The sequence below is a fragment of the Scytonema millei VB511283 genome (assembly GCF_000817735.3).
Lineage (GTDB): Bacteria > Cyanobacteriota > Cyanobacteriia > Cyanobacteriales > Chroococcidiopsidaceae > Chroococcidiopsis > Chroococcidiopsis millei_B.
This window is the reverse complement of sequence record NZ_JTJC03000001.1, coordinates 1,428,608-1,450,245: the sequence shown is the minus strand read 5'-3', so window position 1 is coordinate 1,450,245 and position 21,638 is coordinate 1,428,608. Positions and strand designations below refer to the sequence as shown.

17 protein-coding genes are annotated in these 21,638 nt (G+C 44.4%); 6 read left to right on the top strand and 11 right to left on the bottom strand.

Annotated elements, in window-relative coordinates:
• Positions 1-7: 7 nt before the first annotated feature.
• Positions 8-190 carry a hypothetical protein gene (locus tag QH73_RS27725; protein WP_201277962.1) on the bottom strand — a complete coding sequence of 61 codons (183 nt, stop codon included), beginning with the start codon at positions 188-190 and terminating at the stop codon, positions 8-10.
• Between QH73_RS27725 and tnpA the strand changes: the two genes are divergently transcribed.
• The gene (gene tnpA, locus QH73_RS06470; protein ID WP_039711384.1) at positions 173-616 is read left to right on the top strand and encodes an IS200/IS605 family transposase; all 444 of its coding nucleotides are present in this window, start codon (positions 173-175) and stop codon (positions 614-616) included. The two genes, QH73_RS27725 and tnpA, sit on opposite strands and share 18 nt — an antisense overlap.
• A gap of 124 nt (positions 617-740) precedes the next feature.
• Here the strand turns inward: tnpA and QH73_RS06465 are convergent, their stop codons facing one another.
• From QH73_RS06465 to xisR, 3 genes are all read right to left on the bottom strand, one after another.
• Complete coding sequence (locus tag QH73_RS06465) at positions 741-3,581, bottom strand: DUF8741 domain-containing protein (RefSeq protein WP_052290056.1); 2,841 nt, start codon at positions 3,579-3,581, stop codon at positions 741-743.
• A gap of 304 nt (positions 3,582-3,885) precedes the next feature.
• Positions 3,886-6,618, bottom strand: a complete 2,733-nt coding sequence (locus QH73_RS06460) for a DUF3987 domain-containing protein (protein WP_039715668.1) — start codon at positions 6,616-6,618, stop codon at positions 3,886-3,888.
• Positions 6,619-6,946: 328 nt separating this feature from the next.
• Positions 6,947-7,267, bottom strand: a complete 321-nt coding sequence (xisR, locus tag QH73_RS06455; protein WP_201277961.1) for an excisionase family protein — start codon at positions 7,265-7,267, stop codon at positions 6,947-6,949.
• Here xisR and QH73_RS06450 point away from each other — a divergent pair.
• Together QH73_RS06450 and QH73_RS06445 are read left to right on the top strand one after the other, a co-directional pair.
• Entirely contained in the window at positions 7,266-7,472 is a 207-nt protein-coding gene (locus QH73_RS06450) for a hypothetical protein (protein WP_132866694.1), read from the top strand. The two genes, xisR and QH73_RS06450, sit on opposite strands and share 2 nt — an antisense overlap.
• Before the next feature lie 163 nt (positions 7,473-7,635).
• Positions 7,636-9,444, top strand: a complete 1,809-nt coding sequence (locus QH73_RS06445) for a pentapeptide repeat-containing protein (RefSeq protein WP_052290055.1) — start codon at positions 7,636-7,638, stop codon at positions 9,442-9,444.
• 116 nt (positions 9,445-9,560) lie between these two features.
• Here the strand turns inward: QH73_RS06445 and QH73_RS06440 are convergent, their stop codons facing one another.
• Both QH73_RS06440 and mobF read right to left on the bottom strand, forming a co-directional pair.
• Positions 9,561-11,072 carry a type IV secretion system DNA-binding domain-containing protein gene (locus QH73_RS06440; protein WP_165587625.1) on the bottom strand — a complete coding sequence of 504 codons (1,512 nt, stop codon included), beginning with the start codon at positions 11,070-11,072 and terminating at the stop codon, positions 9,561-9,563.
• Between the two features lie 338 nt (positions 11,073-11,410).
• Entirely contained in the window at positions 11,411-14,416 is a 3,006-nt protein-coding gene (mobF, locus tag QH73_RS06435) for a MobF family relaxase (protein ID WP_052290053.1), read from the bottom strand.
• A 42-nt stretch (positions 14,417-14,458) separates the two neighbouring features.
• On the opposite strand from mobF, the gene QH73_RS06430 reads away from it, so the two are divergent.
• From QH73_RS06430 to QH73_RS06420, 3 genes are all read left to right on the top strand, one after another.
• Positions 14,459-14,668, top strand: coding sequence for a hypothetical protein (locus QH73_RS06430; RefSeq protein ID WP_132866693.1), 210 nt, complete (start codon positions 14,459-14,461; stop codon positions 14,666-14,668).
• A 94-nt stretch (positions 14,669-14,762) separates the two neighbouring features.
• Positions 14,763-15,200, top strand: coding sequence for a hypothetical protein (locus QH73_RS06425; RefSeq protein ID WP_039715667.1), 438 nt, complete (start codon positions 14,763-14,765; stop codon positions 15,198-15,200).
• Between the two features lie 14 nt (positions 15,201-15,214).
• On the top strand, positions 15,215-15,985 hold the full coding sequence (locus tag QH73_RS06420; protein ID WP_201277960.1) for a P-loop NTPase family protein: 771 nt from the start codon (positions 15,215-15,217) through the stop codon (positions 15,983-15,985).
• A gap of 547 nt (positions 15,986-16,532) precedes the next feature.
• Here QH73_RS06420 and QH73_RS06415 read toward each other — a convergent pair.
• The 5 genes from QH73_RS06415 to QH73_RS06395 form a co-directional block, all read right to left on the bottom strand.
• Positions 16,533-18,122 carry a C-terminal helicase domain-containing protein gene (locus tag QH73_RS06415; protein ID WP_132866690.1) on the bottom strand — a complete coding sequence of 530 codons (1,590 nt, stop codon included), beginning with the start codon at positions 18,120-18,122 and terminating at the stop codon, positions 16,533-16,535.
• Between the two features lie 6 nt (positions 18,123-18,128).
• Complete coding sequence (locus tag QH73_RS06410; protein WP_039712782.1) at positions 18,129-19,127, bottom strand: IS630 family transposase; 999 nt, start codon at positions 19,125-19,127, stop codon at positions 18,129-18,131.
• 78 nt (positions 19,128-19,205) lie between these two features.
• Positions 19,206-20,510: an AAA domain-containing protein gene (locus QH73_RS06405; RefSeq protein ID WP_039715664.1), complete on the bottom strand. Its 1,305-nt coding sequence runs from the start codon at positions 20,508-20,510 to the stop codon at positions 19,206-19,208.
• A 405-nt stretch (positions 20,511-20,915) separates the two neighbouring features.
• Positions 20,916-21,341 carry a type II toxin-antitoxin system VapC family toxin gene (locus QH73_RS06400; protein ID WP_039715663.1) on the bottom strand — a complete coding sequence of 142 codons (426 nt, stop codon included), beginning with the start codon at positions 21,339-21,341 and terminating at the stop codon, positions 20,916-20,918.
• Positions 21,338-21,613, bottom strand: a complete 276-nt coding sequence (locus QH73_RS06395) for a ribbon-helix-helix domain-containing protein (protein ID WP_236146891.1) — start codon at positions 21,611-21,613, stop codon at positions 21,338-21,340. The genes QH73_RS06400 and QH73_RS06395 overlap by 4 nt, the downstream gene beginning before the upstream one ends.
• Between the last annotated feature and the right edge of the window lie 25 nt (positions 21,614-21,638).

Genomic DNA, 21,638 nt, shown 5'->3' with positions numbered 1-21,638 from the left:
AATCTTGCTAATGCCCGTTGAAATGCTGCCCAATATGCCTTGGCATCACCCCAGGCGATCGCGATTTCGTCAGCCAGTTTGTCAGTTTTAGTAAAGTTAAAGTCTTCCGGTGCTTGTCCCTTAATCTCTGCGGGTCAAATTCCCCGCCGCTCTGCGGCGTAAAATGTGAGGAATGAGCGAATATATTCATAAAAGTCATAACGTTACGGTGTTGCTTTACCATTTGGTGTTTCCCGCAAAGTATAGACGAGCTGTGTTCGACGAACAGGTAGATGCAGTTTTGAGGGAGGTGTGTTTAGAGATTGAGAAACGCTATGAAATCAAGTTTGTCGAAATTGGTGTGGACAAAGACCATGTGCATTTCTTAGTACAGTCAGTGCCAACTTATAGTGTGACCAAGCTGGTAACAATGCTCAAAAGTCTCACAGCCAGAGAAGTATTTAAACGCTGTCCGCAAGTGAAACAACAGCTGTGGGGCGGCGAGTTTTGGAGTGATGGGTATTTTGCGAGTACAGTTGGAAAACATGGTGATGAAGGGATGATTGCCAGGTATGTGAAAAAACAGGGGAATGACTATCTCAAATTGCATCGAGATGAGCAATTATCTCTCTTTTGATTCTGATACCCCGTCCGCTTGCGGCGGGGTAGTTCATTCGTTCCAGCTAGCATTTCTGCTGTGATATCTGGGGCAATTAGGTTGCCCTCGATTTGGATTCCTGTTAACGTAGCTGCGACTGCACTCATCTGTTTACCTTGGGTTGCCCTGGCTGTAAAATTAAAATTCCTAAAATATCCATTGGTAGTTGAGGCTTGACTCGCACCTGCCCTTCTTTAGTCAATGCCCTGACGCGGCGGTGAGATTGGGAAAGAGTATGCGATCGCCTTTCGGCTATCTGCCGTAACTCGTCTTCTAGTTCCCCGATCCGCCCGATCAGTTCGGCTACTTCCAGCCGCTTCATTGCAGCTGCCACATCACCTACGGGTTGAGCTTGTTGCAACAGTGCGATCGCGGTTTCTGATTCCAGCCAAATCGGATTGGAGGGCGATCCGGTAAAGCCAGCTACAAGGCACTCTTCCGCCAATAAACTTTGATGGCTGGAACTCTCTAGCAAGTGTCGCAGGCGCAATAATAGGAGAGTCGTGCGCTTGTCCACCGCATCTGTGACAGTAAAGCCGCAACGGGCAGCAGTGGGATTTGATACGTTGCTGAGTGCTTCTTCCAGCAAGTGTCGTGCTAACCCTTCTACTAATGGGTGGTTGCGTCCGATGTACTCCACTCCTTCTGGTGCGGGAGTCGTGAAAGAAATCAGGCGCGATTTGTCCCCCAACACTGTTTTCAAAAACTGAGGTGGAGATGGTAGTAACCAGCCCTGCTTTTTCTCGATCAGGGAACAATTCAGGCGATCGCCAGCCGACAGGACGAACCTTTCTACATCCTGTTCGTTGCCTAAAATGCGATCTGACTCCAATAACTCCTGCTGCACTTCTTCTGGCTTGATTGACTTTTGAGCAAATCGAGTGCGGCTGAGTTTTTCCCTTTCGACTGCCCGATCCCAACTTTGATGCACTTCGTTTAGATTCGATTCTTCCGAGTTCATTAAGTCGAATAAGGATAGCTGCTGCGTGTCGGTGGCGCGATCGAATAGAGACTTAAATACTGCTTCCGTGACGCTGGCACTATCCATCGGTACGGGTACGGTAATGCCCAAAGTCTTGTGAATTCTTACTGCTTTGCGAATCAGTACATCTAGTACCGCACCATCAACGGGATTATCCTGACCGTAGAGCAGATAACTCTTGACAACGGCAACAGATTGTCCATAGCGATCGACTCGCCCTTCCCTTTGTTCTAAGCGATTTGGATTCCACGGTAAATCGTAGTGAATTACGGCACTAAAATGCTCTTGCAGGTTTACCCCTTCGCTCAAACAGTCCGTTGCCACCATGATCCGTTGTGGAGAAGACCGCAAATCGGCTAGATAGCTTTCCCGTTCGTCTTCCGATTGCTCTCCTGTAATTGCCAGGACGCGAATATTACTGCCCTTCTTCTCCAACTTCTGCTTCAGGGCAGCGGCGACATAGTTGGCTGTGGCAATGTAGCGACACCAGAGGATGGGGTTGAACCCGTCTTTGAGCAGAGATTCAACCGTGGCGATCGCTGCCTGTAACTTGCTATCTTTCTCTCCTTGGAGTTTCGCTGCCTCTTGCACGAAAGCCCTTAGCTTCCGTCGTTCTGTATCGCCATAGGATTGCTGCCCTTGTTCCAGCACTACAGTTGGTGGAGCATCAACAGCTTGCTCTTGTTCGGTAGGGTCGTAGACGTAAGCAGCCAATAACTCTTCATCTAAATCGCTGGCTAATTCATTCGTACTGCCTGCTTTACTTGCCTGTCGAGTTAGGGTGGCGATCGCGGCAGCCGGAGAAGACATGACGCAGCGAATCAAAGCTAGCGCCGACCAGTACCGTCCCCGCCTCTGGGCGTAACTGAGGCTATCATCTGCTGTTTTGACCAATCCCCGCGCCAAGTTATATACGTCTTCAAATAAGCTGCGATATTCCTTAGTCAGGCGATAGGGAAGTTCTAACGCCTCCCTTTCGGGAAATGGTGTTTCGTTGCCCAGCCACAGTTTTACGTCGGCTCGTCGGCGCTGCACGAAATGATTGGCAAGTTGCGATCGCGCTTGTTCTGTGAGGGAATCAAGATGAAGTTGCTCGAACTCTGGCTTCAGCAAGCCCAGGATCGACAAGAACGAGGCTTCAATTCCGCTATGAGGCGTGGCTGTGAGTAAAACTAAGTGTCGATCTGGTTTTGCGGCAATTTGCTGTACTAACTGGTGACGCTGTTGTACGGCAATGCCTTCAGCATGAGCGCGGGCGCAGGTGTGGGCTTCATCGACAATGACTAAATCGGGGCAGTGGGTGATGAAACTTGCCCGTCGCCGTTCTGATTTGGCGTAGTCAAGACTAACAATGATGTGACGGTAATACTCGAAGATGTGAGCAGCACCCTCCGGCTTTGCCCGTTCTAGTTTTGATGCAGTTCCAGAACGAATAACGACAGCATCGATTTGAAACTTTTCCCTTAATTCTCGCTGCCACTGGTCGCACAACTGGGGCGGACACAGAATTGCTAGGCGCTTGACTTCTCCGCGATCGAGCAGTTCGCGAGCAATTAATCCCGCTTCAATTGTCTTCCCAATCCCTACATCATCGGCAATCAGTAAGCGTACTGTATCTAGACGCAGTGCCATTAATAAGGGGACGAGTTGATAGGGGCGAGGTCGAACGGATAATCGCCCCAAACAGCGAAATGGACCCGCACCACTGCGTAAACTTAACCTTGCCGCATCCATCAATAGTTGAATAGCAGCGTGGTCTTGAATTGCTTCTGGTTGCGGCTGGGGAAACTGGGCTGGGGCGATCGCTTCAAGTTCTAGTCGTTGGTAAATGCCGCAAATGAGTTCTTCACTTCCGCTTAAAGGGCGCAAGCGAATGATGTCTGGGTTCTCCGAAGGTAAAATAACCCAATGGCGATCGCGACAAGTGACGATAGACCCAACAGAAGCGAAGATTTCGGACATGAACTGCGCCGACCAAACTAAAATAGACTCAAAACATTTGCTGGATTTGAGCCTAATTTGGCAGTGACCGGATTTCTAAGGGTGCTACTACAGAATTTTTATTAAGTTTTTATACTTCCTGTGAAAAATTCCAGTATTAGTACTGGAGACAGTGGAAGCTAAGTCCACAGAAAAGTCCACTGCTACAACGCTGACACCAAGCGCGTTTTAGGAGTTTGTGGGCAAAGTGGACTTTGTGGACTTAGTTTCACTTGGGATCGAATTTCCCGTTCGGCTCGGTAGACAAAATCAAAAAATCAAATGTTTATTCCACAAAGTCCACAAAGTCCACAATCGCTTGAAACCCTTGCCCTCTAATTGTTTCATCTGTGGACTTTTGTGTGGACTGAGATTCCACAACTTGAGCATTGAACTCCATTGCGCGATCGCCACCGCGAGTTACACCTTTGCCCATAGCTTGCAGTTCTATAAACCAGGAGCGGATAGTTTCTGGCTTTGGGCGCGACTTAGCATTAAACCCTTGTTGAGCATCGCGGACTTTAATCCAGCCTTTCTGATTCGACAATTCTACTAATTTAGCCAAATGGTTAGATAGGCGATCGGTATCAGCAAATTGAATATATAAAGCTTTGACCTGCTGAATATAAAACTTGGTCAGTTTAACAGCCTCGATAATCCTGGCTTTGGGTACAATTTCTGAGGGTTGCCTTCCTGCCATCAACTCATGAATGACGTGCAGGTTTATAGCCAGTTTGCCAATTCGCCCCTCGGTCTTACCCCATGCCGTCCGCATCCCCTCAAAAGGTTCTTGTATGCGTAATTGTTCGATCCGATTGTAGCTTTGGCAGAAGAATTTAAACCCCCCCTGCTCCAATCGATACGTTGTTGGTGGTAAAGCGTCTACTTTTTGATACAGATCGATCAGTAACGAATTAATACTGAAGCTGCCGCTATCCTCATGCATTTGCGAAGCTGCTAGAGGCTGAATGGCGAAGATAAACCTTGCCCATTTGCCATTGGGATCTGAGCAATCCCGCATGAACGATTGCAAAACTTTTGGTTGTATACCACCCAGCACTGACAGCAACAAGCTTGGCAGATCGACTCTCAAGCCATCAATCCTCAGTACCGTGCTGCCCTGCCCGTCATAGTACTTCAACAAATCTTCTTCATCCGATCCGCGCCCGCCTCGGTACATATTTTGCGACTTGAAAATAGCCGCTAATTCATCTTGAACGTACAAGATGCCCTGTTGCGGGTGTGCTTGCACCTGTGCGACAAGTCCTTCACCGTTGGTAGAACTGAAATAATAGACTTTCTGGCGTGGCTCCTTCGGTCTACCATCAGGGAAAGCATCTCTACGCTCGTCTCCTTTCAAACTGTCATAGCGTTCTAGATTACGTTCGTACTGAAGCATCGCCACCCGATAATCCTCTTTTGCTCTCATTTGAAGTAAACTCAATGGCTTGTGAACTAAAGCTTTAAAAGGCGGGCTTTTCTTCTGGCTGGAATCAGCGACAATGGCGCTAAATAGATTTGGAGTGACTTCAAATCCCCAATCTTGATTGAGAACGATCGCCGTTCCAACCTTATGAAGACTGGAGACAACTGTGAGCAAGATTGTCAAGTACACTTCTGGTTTCAGATTCAACCAACTAGCGAGCTGACAAAGCGGAATAGCCAAAGCAGCAGGTAGTACTGACTGGATATCTACAGATGCTTCTGTTGCCTCCAGCAGGCGATCGAGTTCAGCCACAGTTTCATCGCGGCTTTCCAATCGCTCGGCTTCAGCTTCGATCATGTCTGCTAGTTGCTCGATTGCCAAGAGCGGGTAATTAGTCAGACGCGATAAACTAATGAATTCTTCTTTTCGTTGAGATGGCTCTAAATGGCGAGCCAAAATCTCCAAAACGCGATCGCGCAGAGAAGTTGATTCTGTAGGGGGTTGAGCGATCGCCACATGACTTTGTATCTGTCTGGCTGCTGTTGGTGGCGATTTTTCACCGCGAATTTGCCTCCACTTCCAAGCTTTAATACAGTTCTCAATCGCATCCGGCGATAAACTAGTCGTCCTCGCACGCTTTTGAGCTGACTTCCAAATCGACTTAACTTCGTTGCGATCGATTGACGGAGTACATTTGAAACGGAATTGCTCAAATAGTTGTTCGGGCGTACCCTCGTAACGCTGCCCGATACTATTTAAGTAATTGGCAGTGGCAATTATATTGACCAGTACAGTAAAGCCTTGAGTATTGCGCTCGCCCTGTCCGACTCCTCGATCGATCTTATAGCGGTTTTCCTTGGTTAAACACTCGTAAAGTGGTACAGCGTCAGGGATCGGCAACCGGAAACTTCGATCGAACTCGTGCCATGTAATATGCTTGCCTGGATCTACCTTTGGCTGCTGTTTGGGGATAATTGCCCTTAATCGCTCGTAGGAATAGGTTTTGCCTGTATTTAAAATCAGCTGGCTTTGAATTGGATTTTGTCCAGGCTTGATGTAATACGCTCCAGCCAATCGCATGACTCGGCTAGGGTTTTTGAGCTTGCGATCGCCATCCACAAACTCTAGCAAGTCTGCTTGGAGTTCTCGCCATTGTTCGATGGAGCAGGGAGTGGAGAGGGCATATTTCGTGTGGATAGATTTGCCACCCGTATCTACTTGAACGGTTGGTTCTGGTAATCCTAGCGTTTTCCATAGCTCTCGTTGCAATTGTCTATCTAGATTGTCATGCTCGAAGAAGATAGCCCGACCTTGCGTGACATCTCGATCTGAGTGACCGCCACCGTTGACGACAAAGTAACAGCCACGTCCTTCTGCTTGGAGTTGTTCTATGTGATGCCAAGGCAAGTTTGGGAATACGCCGTCAAGCTTGCGTCCTTTATCCTCTCCCTTACGTGGATCGCTGTCTGGGACGAAAAAGCGCAGGTATACTTGTTCGCCGTCTTTGTAGCCCAGAGCAGCAAGTTGGGCGATCGCTTGGGTGCGATCGAGTTTAAAGGAAGCAGATTGATTGCTAGAAAAATTGTCATTCATGAGAGTGCGTGAGTTTTTGAGATTTTCAAAAATGAAGTATCTCGGCAACTCTCTTTCCTGGTGAAAGCTGACGTGTTAACTTGAGTGTTAGTAATTTATGTAGGTTCGGATGCAGTCTGTAGCTTGTATGAACAGCAAAATGCTGCCCAGCTAAAGTCGAGCATTTTTAACACATTCAGGCTTCAGCCAAGTGAATGAGAGTCTCCGAGCTTTTCTTTTGTGCTAGGGTGCAACTGCTACTAATAGCTGTGACAGAGCAGTAGGTAAGGAAGCAGTAGATCCAAAAAACTGCTGTGAATCTAATGCTTCCCAGTGATACAGTGGGTAGTTACTTTGGCTTACGACCACGAGTTTTTGGCTTGTTGGATAGAAGAGAAGCAAGATAAGCCTCAATTGCTCGCTGGTGGCACTCCGGTGAATTAGAACGGTTAGCAACCCAATCAATAATTAGCTCTTGGTTGTAACGAATCATTCGAGAATTACATCTGACATAATGTATGCCAGCCTGCCAGTATCGCTCTCTGTAAGTTTTTACAGTGTGAGGTGAAATACCAACTATTTTGGCAGTTAGATATTTGTCGAGCATTGTAAAGCTGGAAGACTTCAATGTTTCCTCTTGCTGCGACATGTTTTGTTCGGGGTGTTTCATGTTGCTCCTGTTGTTGCTTGCTGCCGAAGCAATGCCACACCCAATCTCTCCTGCGACAGCTATACCTTTGCCTGTTAGAATTGAAGCAAAAAGCTTGCTCAGCTTGTCTGAGCAGGGCGGCGGTAAGCTGCCAGCAGAGAGTCGGGGAGTTGCGGGACTTCTTCACTTGGCGGTGTTGACCCTAATACCTCGGCTCTTTTGCTAAGTTTGAGTATTACTCTAGCGTATTGTTTATAAAAAAACTATACTTAACAGTAATAATTAGATGCAATCCTATGTGTAAAGCATGATTATCTTCAATCAAAAGTATTTCCAACTACTGTTAAGATTTGCAAGAAAAACTACGTATACACGTATAAAAGAAAGCCGTGCCTAGTTTTCAAGCATCATCAAAATCATTTCCTGAACTGATCAGGAAAGCTAGGGAAGCAAGCCATTTATCTCAGGCAGCATTCGGTAAACTTTTTAGTCCTCCTGTGACACAACCTACAGTGGCACGTTGGGAAAAAGGAGAAATACTGCCCGACCGAAGACACTTTCCCAAAATTGCTTCGTTGCTGAGTTTAACTCTAGAGCAGCTTTTTGACTATATTGAGGGTCGAATAACTGAAATAAATGACTTGTCAGAGCCGCCAGTTCTTGCAACGCTGAATAAGATGCATCTAGCTATTCTCAATCGAGGAGCAGTAGATTGGAATCGCTGGAGAGAAAAAAATCCTGAAATATTTCCGCAGCTTGTAGGAGCAAAGCCTAAAGAGCTAAACCTAGATGGGATTGACCTTCGTGAAGCCGATCTAAGAGATGTAGACTTTAGCGCAAAATCATTAAGGAATGCCAGACTTGATGCAACAGATCTTAGAGGGGCTAATTTAGTAGAGGCAGACTTAAGAAACGCTGACTTGAGAGGAGCAAATCTAAGGGAAGCAAATTTAACAAAAGCTAATTTAAGCAATGCTAACTTGGAAGGAGCAGATTTATTTAGAGCAACCATTAAAAATGCAGACTTTATGTCAGCAAACTTAAAAAAAGCTAACTTGAGCAAAGTAGTTTTTAGAGACGCACGCTTATGTGACGCAAATCTTGAAGATGCAAATCTTAGCAAGAGCATTCTCATATTTGTAGATTTGAGAGGAGCGATTCTAAATAGGGCAAATTTTGAAAAGGCAATTATTAAAGGCGGCTTAGTTGATGGTATATCAACTTGGGATATAAATCTTAACGGAGCAATCCAGGAATATTTACATATCAGCTCAGTTAACGGGAATTCTGTTTACGTTAATGATTTAAGATTGGCTTATATCAAGCATCTAGCTCTTCAGCACAATGAGGATGGTGAAATTCAAAGTATAATTAATCAACTCCAGCAAACCCTTGAGAAAAAGACTATTAAAGATAGATCGAGTAACTTCATTGACACAAACTCTCAAGTAGTAGCATCTGAGCGAAGAAGATTACTTAGCAAGGTGGATTTAAGCACAGATCTAATACTCGATCGAGAAAATCCAATGTCTTTGTTTTTTGATGAATTTGGGAGAAGGTTCTCTTCTATCAAAAACTGGTTTGTATCTACTATTCTACTTCCTGTCAAAATGCTGGCTGACAATGATTTTTTTGATGGAGGTTTTTTAGATATAGAAGATTGTAATTATGACGATTCAGAAGATACAGAACCGAAACCACCAAGCCCTGATGATGCAGGTTTTATACATCCTGCAATCATAAAGTACTCTCAGGAAAATGGTCCATTTGTATATTTAGGATTGCAGGATCACGATTTTATCAAAATAAACTATGAACGTTGTACAGGGCATAAAGAACCCTCTTGGGAAAATCTACATGGAATTAGCGTGTACGTTCACTCAAATGACAAACCCACAAGGCTTAAGGATGGAAGTATAGATGACGAAGCTCTAACGGCAACAGGTCAAAGTATCAAATGGTATAAAGACCCGAATGAAGCCTTCGCTGATTTTAAAAATCGAATGGAGAGCTTTCAGGGCAGTATCAATCAAGTAAATGTATATTCTGGTATTCAAGAGTTAAAAGAAAGAATAGAAAAAGCTTTGTGCGAACCTCAAATAGATCTAGAAGGAGCGATAAATTTTTATATCTCTTCTACTCCTCGACAGCACATTCTCAAAACTATTGCACTTGAATTAATCAATAAAACGGAGTAATTCAATTTAAATTGCTTGATAGATAAAAATGCATGATATGATTTTAGATGAAAAATCAAGAGTAAAAAAATTCTCATGTTTACCGTTGTGGATAAACAGTATAATTGACTCTGCATCTAGCGATTTTGATGCTCGATCAATTGCGATCGCAAATTTTCCCACTGCTCCTGAACGCTTTGCGCCTTTTTGACTGGTTGAGCTGCGGCAGGCGAAGTAGATACTTGAGAGCGGGGAACGAAGCGTTCTGCTCGTACAGAAAAGTCTTGAACTCTAACTTGGACGAGAGCTGCTGGTAGTCCAGAGATTTTCAAATAGCCCGCTAAGTCGGGTAAATCTTGCAACTGGGAAGGCATAACCGCATAAGTTTCGCGAATTTGCTCGCTCTCGCCATAACTGCTGCCATGCCCCGCTCCTCTGCCTGAGTAATTCCGGCTGCGATTACGGTTATTGGTAAAATCTACTCGTTCCTGCTTGCCAATCACTTGCGCCATTGTCTCAGCAGTTTGAGGATCGGCACAGTTTAAGATCAGCTTTGTTTTTGCACCTTGGAGCAAGATGCGAGTATCTTCTTTGCCATAGATTTTAGTAATTTGGGCTTCAGTTTGAGTTCCTAGGATCGGACAACCCAAAAACTTGCGGCTTTCGCTGAGTAATCGGCTCAGGCTAGGCAACTGGTTGAGCGCACCTAACTCGTCGATCGCGATCGCAGTTTTGCGAGTATGTTGTTGATTAGAAAGCAGCCCCTTGAGCATTAACTCAAAAGCAAGGCTATACAAGGGCTTGAATAGTTCTGTATCGTCCTCATTCAAAGTGATAAAAATCCATCTAGGGCTGTCGCTAGCTCCCCACTGGTAAAAGCTCAGTGCCTTTGCTTGTGGCGTTAGCAGGGATTCGTAAAACTGACAGTAGTTAGCCGCCGTTGACAACACCGAAGTCGCTACTTTGGCTTCCTCTAAATACCGATAAGCTAAAGTACCTGCTAAAAAAGTTTTGAGTTGTTCTACATTGCCCCGAAGTAACTCCAGCAATTCCGCATTATTTCTAGTTTTACGAAATAATTCTGTCATCACAGCTCGCCCTGCATTGGAAAAGAAAGGTTCGCGAGCTGATTCCATCGGGATCAAACCAGCAGCAATTGTCGCAGGTTGAGCTTGCTCGTAAACGTGCGTCCAGGTGCAGCTACGGGCATCGTGAGGATTGAAGATGATGTCTTTAGTGGGATCGTAAAACTTTTCTAGCAGTTCGCCACCGCGATCGAAAATAATTGCGCGAAAATCAGTTCGCTGTTTTAAGGTTGCAACTAATTGCTCGATCGCTTTAGTCTTACCACTGCCAGGAGAACCAACCACAAAAAAGCCTCGATTCTCGTAGGCAGATGGAATAGGCATTCCGGCAATTTTAAGTTGGGGTTGGTTGCGGAGCTTGGGCTGTTGCTGCAAAATGCTTTTGAGTTTGCCCGACGAAACTAACTTAGCTCCCCGCAAAACGTTCGACGAGTTGGATGTAGAAATCACAATTAGCAACCAAAATAGAGCCACAATTCCTATCGATCCAATCGTCAGCCAAACCACCCCAATCTCTTGAATTAAGTAGGGCAAGATTAGATGAGGATTCTGGAATAAAAACAAAGCTACGTTCTGATTTTGGACAGCCCACCAGAGAGCGAGCAACCCACTTAAAAAGAGTACTGTTTCCGACAGCGAGCTGTTTGGCTTTAGGTTTCTTTTCGTCATTGGTAGATGCCTGAATACAGTTAATTAAGCAATTATTTTGAAGCTCATCATTCCAGCAATACAAACCTTAATCCGCCTCAAACCTCACTAAGCACGGACTGCCAACTGCTAGGGTAATACCTTATTTTGCAGCATAAATTTTGATAATGACAAGTTGTCGAGAAAATATGAAGATGTGTAAAACCCTGATTTTTTTTGATTTTATCCTCTCAATTCGATCCCCTGAGAACTTGTTATCGACTAATACCCCGTCCGCGATCGCGAGAGCGATCTATTGCAATGAATTGTTTTGCTTCAGCAGTAAGAGCTTGAATTTGCTCCTGCATTTGTTGCCAAGAAAAAGTATTTTTTATAGTCGCATTGTCGCGACCGAATTCTAGTTCCGATCCTCCCTGCTTAATTCTCAGGCGATCGCCATTCAATTTTATTTCCGTACCATCTGCCGATTTGTAAATCTTTTCTTTGGAGTTCTGCGGGTTTCGTTCCCCTTTTTCTTCAATTAAATATTTCGATTGAACCAAAAGCTTAAATTCTTGCTCCCTTGTAGGAGATGGAACTGGTATTTTTGAATCCTGTAAGGCTCGCTGTGGCTCAACAGACGAAGATCGTGTCTGACTGGGCGGCGACGCTACTGGTTTAGATTTACTTTGGCTGGAATGGCTGACAACTAGTGGCAAAGCATTCTCTTGTCCCCTGGATTGCTGTACCGATAGCCCCAGGTCTTTAGCACTAGCAGTATAGACGATAAATTCTTGTCTCGCCCGCGATGCGGCTACATAAAAACTTTCTCGCCCAACGGTTGGCGAATTACCTGAGCTGGCAACATAGATACAGCGATCGGCAGTTTTACCCTGGCTGCTATGTACTGTATCTGCGTAAATATAATCGCAGTGCAATAGGGCATCAGAATTTACAGCTTGAGTTTTGCCTTTGGTTTGAACGACGATCTGACCATCATCTTTCAACTCGATGACAGTAAAGCGTTGCCCGTTCACCTGGTTTTGCTTATACTGATTGCGCGTGAACTTCATCTGTTCTCCGACACGGATTTCTCTAGTTTCCGCCTGAAAAACTTCGCGCTGTTTATACTGACTTAGTTGTAGTATTTGCGTCGTACCGTATTTGTCTCTAAGAGTAACTGTCTGGTTTTTTGCATCCACAGCATCGACTCGATAGAACAAATCTCGACTGAATTTAGCGGAGTCTTGGTGAAACTTGACTACATTACCTGGCTCGTAACTATTAGCTTGGGCGATCGCAAATGTGCTTAAGTCTTTGCGCTTGAGAACGGTAATTTCTCTCGCATCCATACCAAGTTGACCCCGTGCGAGCAATCCTTGTCTTACTTGGGTCGTAATCATTTGCTTTTCAGCGTTAGTACCAGCCAGGATCAGAGTCTTGGCTCGCGTCTTTTTATCTGTGCTTAAGTAATCGTTGGCTACTGTTTGAAATCGTTTACTGTCAATCGGAATTTGCTTAATGTTGCCCTGCTGTTGCAATTGCTGATAACCTGGCTCGATCTTGCCAGCGGCGATTAGATCCACCGTTGCTTTCAACTGCGGGTTTTGCTGGCGGACATTCAAATCAATCCCGACTGTAGGAAGCCCAGCTTGTTGCTGAAGTAATTTAAACGGAGAGCCAGCCTGTACTGCCGAAAGTTGTTTGGTGTCACCGATGAGAATTGCTCTAGAGTTAGTCTGCTGCAACCGTTCCAGTAAAGCCTGCATTTGACGGCTACTCACCATGCCAGCTTCGTCCACTACAATCAACTCGTTCTGCGGTAAAGACTGGCGTGGAGACATCAGATAAGCATCCAAAGTTTGACAAGGAATTCCCGCATCTTGTTGTAGGACTTCGGCAGCAGCGGCACTGGGCGCTAAGCCTCGTACTGACTGGTTAGCTGGGACGATCTCGTGTAGTGCCTTGAGCGTATACGTCTTCCCGACTCCTGCATCTCCCTGACAAAGCATGACCGCATCTTGGTTCGTAGCAAAGTGCGATAAGGCGCGTTCCTGGGCAGAGTTTAAGCCAAACTCTCGTGCTTTTTCTTGGGCAGCTTGGGCGGTTGCTAGGGCGCGATCGCCACCCTTACGAACCTGCGCTTTTTGTAGGATATCTGTTTCGCGTCCTACTGCTTGGGTAGTGATCATCCGTCCGTCTTGAGTTTTGAGTAAATTCGGCTCGCGATCGATTGCTCGTTCTATTTCCTCCAAGCTGTAGTTACCTTGTGACTGTATTAAGCTTTCTTTCAGTAGTGCGTGACGGGGAAAAGCAACAGCGCGATCGCACTTAACTTCGATGGCGCTGCGTAACAGCTCGGCTGTACTACCTGGGTGCGAGGAGTGGTGATAGGATTCTTCAAGGTTTTGCCGCAGTTTTGGCTGCGGATGCTCGATTCCTGCTGCCTCTGCCCGTTGTTGCCAAGTTATTTCTAGCGATTCTCGCTCCTCTGCTGTTTTATAAGTCTTGTTTTTGCGTGTTGTCGTGCAAGCTTGGGCTTTGACTTCGGCACTCGCATCCATGCCAACAGCGGCAACGATCTCCGAGCGGCGAGTGCTAAAAACTTTTAGCTGTTGTTGTGTATAGCCTGCGACCTCGAACGTGCCGTCGCGATTCCACTCCAACTCGTATCCTAATGCTTTTAGTCTTCTACCCAGCTCGTGATGATAGATTGTGCCGATCGTCATCTTTTGCTGGTAAAGTTCGCGGTTATCCATCGAGCGCCACTTTCCATCTGCTCCTGCTGTCTGATTAAATGCAATGCAGTGGCTATGGACTAGCGGATCTTGGTTGCGGTTGTCGTCGTGGTGGAAGATGGCAAATAAAGCATTGTCGGTTTGATAACGCTCCTTTCCTCCCTTACCCGTTCTGGTAAATATGCAGTTGCGCTCTACGTAGTCCATCGCAGTGCGGACTGCTGCTTTATGCTCTAGCAGTACTTGCCGATCGCCTTTGACTAAACCAACCAAGGCGACCGATTTAGGTGCGGATAGAGTAATGTCTCTACCTGGGTTTTGCTTCTTACCTGCCTGCTGCTGTCGTAAAGCTTTGCCTTCTGGGTCTAACCCTTTGTACGCTTTGTGATAGTCTTCTGGCTTTACCATGCCACTCAACTCTAGCTGAGCCGCACCTTTGCCGTACCATTCTGACTGGTTGATACCTCCACCTTTAATGTAGTAACTGTCGCTTTGGGTATAGTCCTCGACTTTGGCATAGAGCCTACCAATTGAACAAACCATATGAGAATGTGGGGGGAATAAAGACTGCTAAATTTATGGCGATTGGCTGAACCAATTACTTGTCAACATCGCTCTCGGACACCAGTAGTTGCTAACTGGCGATCGCTTGCTCAAATGAAGTTTTCATTCGAGATTGCTGTATTGCTATTTCTTTACCAAAATCAATATTTTGTAGCTTTATACGGGGATGGCAGTACCTTTATTTCGCACTCTGTAAGGGTGCATCAGGTGTGGGATTTTCCTCGTATATAGCTGAATTTGTCCGAGTACGATTTACCCGCTAGGGTGCATCCAAAACGCCGTTCTTGCCGCGTCCTGACTGGCTGTTGATACACTACCATAGCTAATGAGTCTTGGGGAATACGACATGAATGAGACGGACTTCAGCCCCTTAGAAAAGGCGATCGCCAAAAAGATTGACCAAACGAAAAGTAAAGCTACCCAGCCTGGTTATTTGAGGCAATTAGTAGCCAAATTGCACCTAAGAATTGAGGCGGCTTTGGCTAGGGGTTGTGAATATGACGACCTAGCAAAATCGATTGCCGAAAGTGGGGTCAAGATTAGTGCTGCGACTTTGAAGCAATACCACACGGAGTATCGCCGCCAGTTGGAGAAAGAAGTAGGAGATAACTCCGATAGCTCGGATTCAACTCTTCCTCCTGCCGTGCCTGTACCAGCAACTAGGAAACCAGAGGTAGCGATTAAGGATGCCAACACTCAGCCTGCGGCGGTGCTACCAAAAATCAAGCAAGAAGCCGCCGAGCGATTGTTCTCCAATAAATAAAAGAGGTGGAAGTTGTGGCTAGAGCTAAACAATCCCAAGTAGTGGAGTCAGAGCAAACGGATGCGATCGTTCCGACTCGTCCCGCCATTCATCTATCGAATTGTAAAAAGGGCGGAGTTGGCAAAACTTTGCTCTCAAAGCTGAAAGCCGCTTATTGTTTGGAAGCAGGGTTAGATTGCTATGCAGTGGATGCCGATCGCCAGGAAAGTTTTATTAAAGCTTACCCCCAGTTCGTCCAGCCGACGAGGTTTAGCGAACTAGACCGCCATCTGAAGATTCCCGATCGCATTCTGGATTTGGCGCTGGAAAAACTGGTGCTGTTAGATTTACCTGGTAACGTTGAGGAAGGATTTAATCACTGGTTGAATGCTGGAGATATTTTAGCCGCCGCGATCGATCTAGGAGTTGAAATTCAGAACTGGTATTTACTCGACGATTCGCAGGAATGTTATGAGGGTTTTTTGCGGACTTTAGAATTCATGCAAGATAAGGTCAAGCATATCCTGGTGAGAAATTTAGGTAAGTGCGAAGAGTGGGATAGCTTCAATAGCTTCATCACACCCCAACTGCTACAGCAATTTGATCTACGAGTCATCGATTTACCAAAGCTGAGAGAAGATACGGCGACGGAAATCTATAAAAACACCTTGAGTTTTACAGAGGCACGTCGTTACAAGGGATTTAGTACGGCTCAACTAGCTGGGTTACGAGCATACCTGCGCCGAGCCTACGATGTTTTAGCTATGGCTAACTTTAGCGTAGAAAATCTCAGGGCAAACAATTGATGAATCAAATCAGTCATCGAAATAAAATTTCTCTGGGCGATCGACAAACCCAGCTTCAAGCTTTGCTTGCCGAAAGACTTACTCGTGAGTCCGCCGCTACCCAGCAGCGCGTGTATGAGTGGTTGAGCGACAACCAATATTTTCTCGATAACGAGTTGTTTGATTTCTATTTCTGCGTGGCTCAAAATATTGCGGCAGTAGAAGAATTAGGCAGGTCAGATGGCAGGATTGTACAGGCTAAGGAAGAGATCCAACAGTCGGCGCAACTGGTTGAAGACAGGCTGATAGCGTTCGGCGATCGCCATAGCAGTTTAGAGCAAAAATTAGATGAGGCGATCGCAAGTCTAGCTACCGAGCGGCAAAACATAAACACGATCTCAAATGGTCTGGTCGATGCAACTTGTAACCTGATTCAAGAACAAAAGCAAGTCTTACTAGGAACCCAAGCGGCGAAGAAAATTGCCATAAATTCGGTTAAACTTGCCTATGCGATTCCGATTGCTGCATTACTGGTATGGGGGACTCTAGCGTTCTTTGCTGGTAAACTTCACGAATACAACACAGCCAATGCTGTCAACAATCGAGCGTTAGCAAGTCTTGCATTGCGCGTGAGAAAAAACTGCCAGCGGCAATACACAGAGAATCCCAAGAAAATGAATCCTAGCGGTGATGGAATTGTAAGGAACTGCCCTGGTTTTGAATATGTAATTCCTGCTGGACAACGAAAATCTGTAAGATCTTGAGGTTTTCTACAAAAGAGAAAATTTTGTATAGAACTTACAAAATTTTCTAATGGTGTCCAGCCATCACACTTTGAGTTTGTACATCTGAGAAAAACACCTTTGTAACCTTTACAACCTTTTACTTGAGAACGGCATTTTGTACACTTGATATTATTTAGATGCGCCCAATTAGTGGCATCGGTAGAAGACATTGATTTAGTGTAACGACATTTATTTTTATTAGTACACGCTAGATAAGCACCATACTTGCCGACAGTAGGATACAAAAGACTTCTGCACACAGGACAAGGCATCCCTACCGGACTTTGACCTTTGGCAATCTTCTCTAATAGGGTGTCCTGCTTAACTTCTTCACTAGGTACTAATCGCCAAAAAGCATAGAGAAGCTTAACTGTTTGTGGCAAGTCTAGACGCAATACAACTGAGTTAGGGGAAGCAGGATTAACGTATATCCATAAGCACTGGCGATCGATGCCAACCAAACTGATATTGAGTTGCGATCGCCCTTGCCAAATTTGAGTGTTCTGTAGCCCAATAGCAAAACTTTGATAGCCTTGTCCAGTAATATAAAAGCGAACGCGCTCTGGATGACATCTTTTGAGAATAGAAGCAGAAAAATGGTGTTTAGCTAGCGGGGTTGACCAGTTAATAGCGATTTCTTCTTTAGCCTTGGTAATCTCCGATTCAATTTGCTTCAACGCTGTATGACTATTCGGAAAACAGGTTACTCCTGGGAGATCTAGCTTCCAGTTGTTAGCAGATGCCTCTTTTGACCAGGTAATAGAATGAATACTTGCTCGCGCTGCTACCCGATCGATCAGTTTACGAAAGATGTTAAATGAATTGAGCTTGTTTTGCAGATAAGAATAGTTGACAATTCCAATGAATTTTCCTCTAGCTCTACTAATCGCTACGTTAGCCAGTCGCATAGCAGTGCTATCCATTCCGCCAGTTACCAGTAGTCCTGGCTTTTCTCGTGGTGGACCTTCAACCGTGTCAAATATAATTACATCTTGTTCCGACCCCTGAAAGCGATGTACTGTTGCTACCTTCACCAGCTTTTCGGCAATCGATAAATCTTTTAATAGTCGATGAATCAAGCGAGACTGAGCATTATAAGGAGTAATAATTCCTATATTGGAATTACCTGCTCGAACATTGGCATATGCTAGATTAACCGCTACTAAAGCCGATATAAAGTTAAAGCGGCTGTGAGATTCTTCCTCGCTGAAACAGAAAGCGGACAATTTAGTAAGGTCGTAAAGGACAAGCGCATTTCCAGAACTGGGTGGATTTTGGGCAATAGATGTTGTTTGCTCCTTTACTCTTGCACCATCTACTAGCTGGCTATCGTAAAAAAGGCGATTGGGTATAGCTGCAATATCTGGATGCATAAGTAATTAGACAAAATTAATTACATAGTTTTTACCTACTTCTTTCAAGATTTTCTCAATAGATGCCACAAAAGTTTCCCAAGTCTTGTAAGCATCTATTTCAATCCATTGATACTTCATAAACCGCCACAAAATCTCAATTAAATTTAATTGGGGTGAATAGGGGGGCAATACAAAGATAGTAATTCCACGTTCAGACCATTCTTCAATTTTATCAAGAATGGCATCACTGGTATGAATAGAAGATTGGTCAACGACAATAAATGTTGGTCTATTTACTGTAGAAAAGAAAGTCTCAATGCAAGTGATAACCACATCAGAATTAATACTTTGAGAAGAAATATAAGTCTCAAGATGATTTTTTCTATTTAGGATTCCTAGAACGTTTAATCGACGGCTACGGCGACTGGACAACGCTAAATATTCTCCAATATTTTGCCAGCCATAAGGAACACAAGGAATCAGACAAAATCCCGTTTCATCTAAGTAATATAAGTCAATTTCACCCCGCTCATCCAATCGCTTCAATTCTTCTAACTGCGCTTGTTTTTCTTGATATTCTTGCAGGTTTGGTTTTCCGCCTAACCCTCGACGCATCCGATGCCAACTCATTGACAGTGTTTTCAATATTCTTTTGATTGTTTTGGTACTGATGGTGATTCCCCATTCTTCTTTAATCTTTTGTGCTACCTGTTTTAATTGCCTTGGCTGTCGCTGCGCCCACTCTCTTATTTTTGCTTTTTGTTGAGAATTAAATGTCGGTTTACTACCTCTTCCTGGTTTGTTGTATAGTCCTACCATTCCCTCTGATTCCCATCGATTCAACCAGTTATATATTGTTTTATAACTGACTTGAAAAATGTTCATTAACTCTTCTATTTTGACTCCTTGTGAAGCTAAAATTAAACAGTGCGCTCTTTGACGTACTTGATGATGTCGGCTTTGACGATAAATTCGTTCTAACAGCTTTGAGGAGAGAGAATTGATTTCTCTAATGAATATCATCGCAGAGTGCTATGAATATACAACAGGAATATTTGTTAATAAATCATACCACTCATTTATGTAATTAAAACTGTCCAGCTACTTACGGTACTGGATTTTCAGTAATACCAATATTGGGTCGGTACATCCTCTTTTGACTGAAGCAGTAATTCCAGCCTCATTAAAAATATCTTGCTGTAACCATTCTCTAGCTGCTTCGGTGTCTGCCTGTGAAATTGGTCCCAACTGTCGAAAGTCACCAAAAACAGCGACTCGACGACGCGCTAGAGTACTAATAAAAGCACAGTGAGGAATGTAAGCCATGCTTGCTTCATCTATGACTACGGCATCAAAGCGACGTTGGTGAACTTCTTGGGCGATCGCAGCTTTAGATAGCGTGCAGCCGACAACATTGGCTTGCCGAATCAGCTCCGCTTCTTTTTCTTTCAGCTGCTCTTTGAGTGGCTGTAACTTCTGTTTAACTAGAGCTATTTGAGTTTTGAGTTGTTGACGCTGTAAATCACTTAATTTTTCATTTCGCGACTGCCTAACCAAGCTTTTCTTCTGTTTTTCCAGTTGCTCGATTTGCGATGATAAAGCTGGGTTGTGTTGCTCCAGTACACCCCTGACATGAAGTTGAGGAAAACGATCGAGGCTCGACAGATTAGTTACTCCATAACGCAGTACCAAACCATTTTTGTAAACAGGTGAAGCTTGTAAATACTGAGCCACACTTAGCATTGCTACATCTACAGCTGCGTTGCTGTGGGCAACTACTAGCACAGACTCACCAGCTTGTACGAGTGTAGCTACCGCCATACCAAGCGTTTTGGTTTTACCAGTACCAGGTGGTCCCCAAATGAAGCTGACATTTTGGGAGAGAATCTTATCGATAGCTAGCAATTGATTCTCGTTATACTCAATCGGCTTTCCTAATTGTTGCTCTAACTTGTTAAGTATTTTATGAGCTTGACTGCTAGTAGCGGGAATAGACTCAGATGTTTTTCCTAAAAGTTTTAAAGCCAGGGAAACGTTAGCACTCTTTAGGTTTTTGACTTCTTCTAGACGCTTTTTCAACTCCTCTAACAAAAACCAAGGAGCGGTAAAAAGTATTGCTGTGGCGATCGCGTCTCCGAGGTGATTTTCTAATCCTAGAATCAGCTCAAATCCTTCAATAGAGACAATAGTGCCTTTATACTTTTTTCCACGATATTCTAGATCGACTGGTGTATCATCTGGAAAGCGGAGTTCTGTATCAGCAGTAAAAGAATAGACGTACCGATCTAAGCGTTTGCCTAAATAGCACCCATCGCTTAAGAATGTTTTTTGTCCGCCGCTTTTTCTTAAGGCTCTAATTTCATCGTTAAGTGCTGATTGAAATTGTAGAAGATATTTTTCAAACATAAAAAATGCTTGCTAACTTTAGTTTGTTAGTAGAATATTGTTTGACAGCAATTTGCCCGAAGCTTCTAAAAAGCCAACTCACTTCGGGATGATTTTGAAATTTTTGATTTCAATTTAATAGGTAGAAAACTTTGTATAAAAACTTAAATAATCGGAACTAAATACAGTGTCTATTGCAAATATTTTCCTACAGCATATATTTAAATAATAATTCGATCTTTGTAAGAATGCTGTAAAATACTTATTTCACAAAATAAAGATACTATAAATAAAAAATATCAGATGTCAGAGAAAGCTACCAAGACAGTGTTACTTGAAAATGGAGAGGTATAGAGAACGTTTGTTGGAATGGGAGGGAGTCGAGCGTGAAAAAGCTTGCAAAGGCGGAGATTGAGAAAACGCTCTTTACTCCGGTCGAAACACCCGCTCAAAAGGCTGTTTCCGATAGCGGCGGTAAATATCAAAATCACTGTCTAAAGTAGCGATCGCTGCAATGTCTAGACGCTCGGAGATAGCAATCAAGGATAAATCGGCAAAGTCTCCTGGGAGATCGGCATACTGAGCGTTGAGTTCAGCAATACGGGAAAAGTCTTGTGGTAAAAGTTGCTCGCACTCATAAAGTCCTTTAGCCACATCTAAAAGAAATTCATTTTGTGTCTGCCAGTCGGAGCTAAGCAGCCACATGACTTCTGTGCAAATAGGCGATGTCGTTAGTAGCTTCGACGTAAAGCTTTCAAAGAAGCGCCGTACCAAGCCATGATATTTATCTTTGGCACTGTAGTAAGCAAATAAAAAACCGCTATCCGCTAGAACAATCGGATGATAGGTCATGAGTGACGTTTCTTCAAATATTCAGCGATCGCCGCTTTGCGGTTTTGGCGTTCTGATAAATCGGCTGGAGCATCCTGTAATAAATGCTGGGGGTGTCCGCCGCGTCTTTCCACCAGAGTTTTACCTACCTGCAATGTCAGCCAGCGATCGCGGATAAGGCGTTTAATCAACTCGCTACGATTAGTATCTTTTTCGCGGGCTAGGATATCTCCTAGCTGTCGTTCTGTTTCTTCGTCCAATCTGACAGTTAGCATCGTTGTTGTACTTGTCATACTTGCAATACATTGACAATATAGC